The sequence below is a fragment of the Pseudochrobactrum sp. AO18b genome, from assembly GCF_000409565.1.
Taxonomy (GTDB): Bacteria; Pseudomonadota; Alphaproteobacteria; order Rhizobiales; family Rhizobiaceae; genus Pseudochrobactrum; species Pseudochrobactrum saccharolyticum.
In genome coordinates, this window is record NZ_ANNO01000367.1 from 1 (window position 1) to 6,466 (window position 6,466).

Annotated in this window: 6 protein-coding genes; 1 reads left to right on the forward strand and 5 read right to left on the reverse strand. The window is 53.5% G+C overall.

Going from position 1 to position 6,466, the window contains the following annotated elements; all coding sequences use genetic code 11:
• Nucleotides 1–40 precede the first annotated feature (40 nt).
• Entirely contained in the window at nucleotides 41–790 is a 750-nt protein-coding gene (locus tag A918_RS0114075; RefSeq protein ID WP_022711685.1) for an SDR family oxidoreductase, read from the forward strand.
• An 18-nt stretch (nucleotides 791–808) separates the two neighbouring features.
• On the opposite strand, the gene A918_RS0114080 is transcribed toward A918_RS0114075, so the two are convergent.
• The 5 genes from A918_RS0114080 to A918_RS0114105 all read right to left on the reverse strand — a co-directional run.
• Complete coding sequence (locus tag A918_RS0114080; RefSeq protein WP_022711686.1) at nucleotides 809–2,038, reverse strand: class I SAM-dependent RNA methyltransferase; 1,230 nt, start codon at nucleotides 2,036–2,038, stop codon at nucleotides 809–811.
• The gene (locus A918_RS0114085; protein ID WP_022711687.1) at nucleotides 2,038–2,817 is read right to left on the reverse strand and encodes a TlyA family RNA methyltransferase; all 780 of its coding nucleotides are present in this window, start codon (nucleotides 2,815–2,817) and stop codon (nucleotides 2,038–2,040) included. The genes A918_RS0114080 and A918_RS0114085 overlap by 1 nt, the downstream gene beginning before the upstream one ends.
• A gap of 133 nt (nucleotides 2,818–2,950) precedes the next feature.
• Nucleotides 2,951–4,891, reverse strand: a complete 1,941-nt coding sequence (gene dxs, locus A918_RS0114090) for a 1-deoxy-D-xylulose-5-phosphate synthase (RefSeq protein WP_022711688.1) — start codon at nucleotides 4,889–4,891, stop codon at nucleotides 2,951–2,953.
• A gap of 98 nt (nucleotides 4,892–4,989) precedes the next feature.
• Nucleotides 4,990–5,925, reverse strand: coding sequence for a pirin family protein (locus A918_RS0114095; RefSeq protein ID WP_022711689.1), 936 nt, complete (start codon nucleotides 5,923–5,925; stop codon nucleotides 4,990–4,992).
• A 229-nt stretch (nucleotides 5,926–6,154) separates the two neighbouring features.
• Nucleotides 6,155–6,466, reverse strand: a 312-nt coding sequence (locus tag A918_RS0114105) for a YidB family protein (protein WP_022711691.1), incomplete at its 5' end; no start/stop codon positions are given.

Genomic DNA, 6,466 nt, shown 5'->3' on the forward strand with positions numbered 1-6,466 from the left:
GTATGGATCAGATGACAGTCGGCGGAACCGCGGTATAAACATGAAAAATTTGAATGGTTTGACGGCTGTTATCACCGGTTCCGGCCGTGGTCTTGGTGCTGCAATGGCGATGATGCTGGCCGATGCCGGTTGCAAGATTGTGCTCTGCGCCCGCAATCAATCTGCACTCTCGACGATTGCTGACCAGATTGAACAGCGCACAGGTCTGCGACCTGATCAGGTTGTGGTTGATCTTGCTGATAATGCCAGTATCGGCCGTGCCATCGCGCAGATTACAGAAAAATATAACACGATTGATCTGCTGATTAATAATGGTGCGATGTGGCTGGAAGCCAGTGATGAACCGCATAGTGAGCAAGAAGTGTTTGGCACGATCAATGCTGCGGTAACCGGCAGTTTTCTGTTTACGCAAGGGCTGTTGCCGCTGCTGAAAAACTCATCCAGACCAGATATTGTGACCATCGGCTCGATCAGCGCATTGCCGAATGCACCACTGCATAGTGTGGCTGTACCGTTTTATGCTGCGAAACATGCACAGGCAGCGATAGCAACAGGTTTACAGCAAATGCTGCGCGGCACGCCTGTGCGCTCACTCTGTGTGCATCCGCCCTATCTGGATGATATTTCACCGGTGGATGCGGAATGGGATGCCATTCCAGAACGTACTAAAGGTGAGCGCGCAACCAACCGCGATGTTTGTGAGGCTGTGATGTTTGCGATCACCCGACCGCGCCATATCACTCTGTCTTCGATCACGATTGATACGGATGAAGGCGGGCTGTTCGGCTGAACACCCGCCCTCTCCTGATTATTTTTTCGACAGCAATGCTACGGTTTCCACATGGGATGACCACAAGAACTGATCGACAGGGATAATCTTGTCGATCTTGTAGCCGCCCTTGACCAGAATGGCGAGGTCGCGTGCCAGTGTCACCGGATTACAGGAAACAGCCGCGACTTTTGGCACGGATGATTTGGCAATCTGCACCGCCTGCTCTTCAGCACCGGCACGCGGCGGATCGAAAACAATACCCTGATAGGCATTGAGATCCTTATACAGGATCGGGCGGCGGAACAGATCACGCCGCTCATGGGTAACCGGTTTCAGTCCCTGCACATGGCGGATACCGCGATCCAGTGCTGCCAGTGCCGGCGCATCATTCTCCACCGCATGAACCGCCATCGCCTCAGCCATACGCAGAGCAAAAGTACCAACACCGCAGAACAGGTCAGCCGCTTTTTTGACCTTTTTGAAATGGCCGATCACCAGCGCAACCATGGCTTCTTCAGCTTCAATTGTTGCCTGAAGGAAACTGCCGGACGGAATATTCACCGGTACTTTGCCGAAGGTAATCAACGGCTTCTTTGGCTCCAGAATGATCTCACCGTCAACACTGAGACGGGCAAAACCCAGCTCCATCATCAAAGGCGTAAGAATACGGCGCGCCGCATCATCCGGTGTCGGGCAGCCGCTTGCAGCCAGATCAAGGCCGGATTCCGTATCAGTAACCGTCAGTTTAAACGGCTTTGCACCATCGGCTAGATGAATAGCGACTTTGCGCAGATCATCCAGACGGGAAATAATCGCCGGAACTGTCACTGCGCATTCAGAGATGTTGATCAGCTCATGGCTCTGGTGACGGTTAAAGCCAAGCAGCAAACCGGCTTCGGTTTTGCGAATGGCGAATGTCGCACGGCGGCGGCTCTGCTGTGCGCAAGGCACCAGTGGTGCCAGCTCATATTTCAAACCACGACCATCAAGACTGGCTGCAACCAGTGAGCGCTTCCATGCCTGATAGGCAGACATTTCCCAGTGCTGCAAGGCGCAACCGCCGCAATCCTCGAAATGGCGGCAGGATGGTTCCACACGCTGTTCCGATGTTTCCAACAGTGCCATCAGGCTGGCGCGGTTCTTATCCCGCGCAACATTGGCAACTTCACCCGGCAGGGTAAAAGGCACAAAAACCTGACCATCCGGCAGCTGGGCAACACCATCACCACCGGCACCCATTGCATTGATTGTAACACGCAAACTCATCAAACATCGTCCTTCGCGGCGGCAGCTTTGTTCTTCCTGCCTGCCAAAATATATTCCTGATTGCCGTCACCACCGGTAATCGGTGAGGCACAAAATCCTAAAGCCTGCCAGCCGGACTGCATATTGAGCCAATCCTGCAAATCCAGCGCAATCTTTTCACCCTGTGACGGGTCTTTGAGAATGCCGCCTTTGCCGATTGCCTCGCGCCCTGCCTCGAATTGCGGTTTCACCAGCAACAGACACCAGCCGTCATCCGCGCAAAGATCAAGCGCATTGGGCAATGCCAGTTTCAGCGAAATGAAGCTGACATCCGAGACAACAATCTCAATCTTGCGTTCCTGCAAATGGCTCGCATCCAGCACACGGGCATTCAGCCCTTCGAGATTGGTAACGCGTTTATCGCCGCGCAAAGTCTCATGCAACTGATCGTGTCCGACATCGACGCAGATCACATGTTCTGCACCGCGCTCCAGCAGCACTTGTGTGAAACCGCCAGTGGAAGCACCGATATCCAGTGCTGTCTTGCCCTCAACCTCAAATCCGAAATGATCGAGCGCGGCTGTCAGTTTCAGCGCCGCACGGGAGACAAAACGGCTGGCCGGATCATCCACTGCCAGCTCAGCTTGTGCCGTCACAATCTGCCCGGCTTTAGTGACCACCTGACCATTCACGCGCACGGTACCACGTGCCACCGCATCGCGGGCACGCGAGCGCGAAGCAAACAGCCCGCGCTCTACCAGCGCCTGATCAAGGCGTATCTTATCTGTATTTTCACTCATGCTGCCTCAATGAATGAGACAGCAGCTTAGTGCAAGATGTAATTAGAGCGCATCTATTCAGATGTGCTCTAATATTTTTTATCTTATCGCAGTTTCGAACGGAAAACCGGTTTCCACTTTTCCTGAAACTGCTTTATGCCCGCAGTCCGCCGCCTGCCTCACCGGTCAGCACATCACGGCCGAGCGCTGCAAAGGCCGCCCGTACAATGCCTGCACTATCCAAACCTGCACGGGCATACATAGCCTCAGGCTTGGCATGATCTATAAATGCGTCCGGCAAAGTCAATGTGCGGACACGCAAACCATGATCCAGCGCACCTTCATTGCTGAGATAATGCAACACATGCGCGCCAAAGCCACCGGCCGCACCTTCTTCAATCGTGAGTAGTACCTGATGCTCTTTAGCCAGACGACGGATCAAATCATGATCCAGCGGCTTGGCAAAACGCGCATCAGCAACAGTGGTCGAAAGCCCCGCTGCATCCAACTCATCAGCAGCCGCCAGACATTCCTGCAACCGCGCGCCGAAGCTCAAAATCGCAATTTTGCTGCCTTCGCGAACAATCCGGCCTTTGCCGATTTCCAGAACAGTACCACGCTCCGGCAGATCAACGCCCACACCATCCCCGCGCGGATAGCGGAAGGAGATCGGCCCTTCTTCATATTCCGCAGCAGTGCGCACCATATGTACCAATTCTGCTTCATCTGATGCAGCCATAACCACAAAACCCGGCAGATTGCTCAGGAAAGCGGTGTCGAAACTCCCCGCATGGGTGGCACCATCCGCGCCAACCACACCGGCACGATCAATCGCAAAGCGCACCGGCAAATGCTGGATCGCCACATCATGCACCACCTGATCATAGGCGCGTTGCAGAAAGGTGGAATAAATCGCCGCAAACGGCTTCAGCCCTTCGGCAGCCAGACCGGCTGCAAAAGTCACTGCATGTTGCTCGGCCATGCCGACATCGAAAGTCCGTTTCGGAAAAGCCTGTCCGAAAAGATTAAGCCCCGTGCCGTCCGGCATTGCTGCCGTCACTGCCACAACCTTTTCGTCGTGGCGCGCTTCCTCAATCAGCGCATTGGCGAAAACTTTTGTATAGCTCGGTGCATTTGCAGGTGGTTTCGACTGCTTGCCGGTAATGACATCGAATTTATTAACGCCGTGATATTTATCGGCTGCGGCTTCCGCAGGGGCATAACCTTTACCCTTCTGAGTCACCACATGCACCAGCACCGGCCCCTCAACATTATCGCGGATATTTGTCAGAACCGGCAGAAGATGATCGAGATTATGACCATCCACAGGGCCGACATAATACATGCCCAGCTCTTCAAACATCGTGCCGCCAGCCCAGAAGCCACGGGCAAATTCTTCTGTCTTACGGGCTTTATCCTGAAAGAATTTTGGCAGCTTCTTGCTAATCTGCTTGGCCATCTCGCGCAGGTTGCGATAAGTCGGCCCAGAGACCAGACGCGCAAGATAGGCGCTCATTGCACCGGTCGGCGGCGCAATCGACATATCATTATCATTGAGAATAACGATCAGACGGGCATCCAGCGCACCGGCATTATTCATCGCCTCATAGGCCATACCGGCAGACATGGAACCGTCACCGATAACCGCAATCACATTGCGCTTCTCACCTTTGAGTTCACTCGCAACCGACATACCCAGACCAGCCGAAATCGAAGTGGACGCATGGCCGGTGCCGAAATCGTCATATTCGCTTTCAGCACGTTTGGTGAAACCGGACAGGCCGCCCTCCTGACGAATGGTCGGCATACGCTCGCGTCGTCCGGTCAGAATTTTATGCGGATAGGTTTGGTGCCCCACATCCCAGATCAGACGGTCATTCGGCGTATCAAACAGGTAATGCAGCGCCACAGTAAGCTCGACCACACCAAGGCTTGAGCCGAGATGACCACCGGTGCGCGACACTACATCAATCAGATCTGCGCGCAATTCATCCGCCAGTTGCGGCAATTGCGCAGGATCCAGTTTTCGCAAATCTTCCGGCAAATGCACCTGATCCAGCAATGGCGTGTGCAGTTTGTTATCAAAACCGGTCATTGGGAAAACCTTATTATTCTATGGACAGTCAGAACAGGCGGAGATTAACGGCTTTGTTTCCCATCCGCCTGTATTTTGCAATCAGCTATATCAAATATTTATTCAGGCAGCGGGATAAATTCTTCCGCATCGCCCGGTACAATATCAAAGCGGCGGCTGCGCCACTCTTCCTTTGCCTGTTCAATACGTTCTTTTGATGATGAAACGAAATTCCACCAGATATAACGACGGCTGTCCATCGCCTCACCACCAAAGACCATGATCTGCGCGCCTTCAGTCGCAAAATTCTGCGGCACGGCTTCAATCACAATATCATCGCCCTGCCGGAAGGCCAGCAACTGATTATCAGTGAAAACCTCTCCGGCAATGCGCACTGCACCGCTCAGGATATAAATCGCCCGCTCTTCCTGCACCGCAGGCAAATGGAATTTGCCACCCGCCTCAATAAACACATCCGCATAGAGTGTCTCGCTATAGGTCGGCACATTGGACTTCAATCCGTGCATATCGCCGATCATCAGACGCATGCGGAATTCTTTTTCCGCCAACCACGGCAATTGCTGCACTGTATGATTGCTGAATTCCGGCGCCATATTCTCAGCGCGTTCCGGCAAGGCAACCCATGTCTGCACGCCGGAGATTGCCAGCGGTGACCCGCGCATTTCCTCCGGTGTGCGCTCGGAGTGCACAATGCCGCGCCCCGCAGTCATCAAGTTGACTTCACCAGGATTAATCACCTGCTCAGTGCCGAGACTGTCACGATGACGGATATTACCGTCCAGAAGATAAGTAACCGTTGAAAGCCCGATATGCGGATGCGGCGCTACATCCAGCGCCTGCCCAGCCCGTAATAAGGCCGGCCCCATCCGGTCAAAGAAAATGAAAGGCCCCACGAGCCGGCGCTTTGCGGTGGGCAATGCACGGCGCACCTGCAAGCCGCCCACTTCACTGGTACGCGGAATAATCAGCGTTTCAATTGCATCAATAGACTGATGATCACCGGGAACCGGATCCTGACCGGGAAAGAAGCTCACAAATCTGTCCTTTCAGAAACAATGAAACACCCAGAGTGAAGCATTTCCGGCTTAAGTTAAGCCATTGAAATACCTGACCCACCAGCTTTCAAACGCATCCGCACCAAAATCTGCAACAGATTTTCGGGATGCACTTTAAACAGCATATCATAAAATAAGAAATGTCCGGAGTTTTACATCCGGACATTTCATCACAAATCAGTCAGACAGGATCGGATATAAATGCCTGTTATTTCTGACCAAGCATTTTCAGCAATTGCTGCATATCCGGCACCTGACCATTCGCTGTCAGCTTGTCAACAATGCCCGGCAGTGCTGCGGAAAGCTCTGCAAGCAAATCCTGTTCATTGACACCCGTCTGACGGGCAATATCCGAAATTGTGTTTTTGCCAATGGCATTGCCAAGCTGGTCCGGTTCGATTGGCGCATTGCTGCCGGAACCAACCCAGCTATCAACTTTATCTGCATGGCCGGCCTGTGTAAGCTGCTCAAGCAAGCCGCCTAAACCGCCGCCAAGTCCACCGCCGCTGCCGGTCTGTCC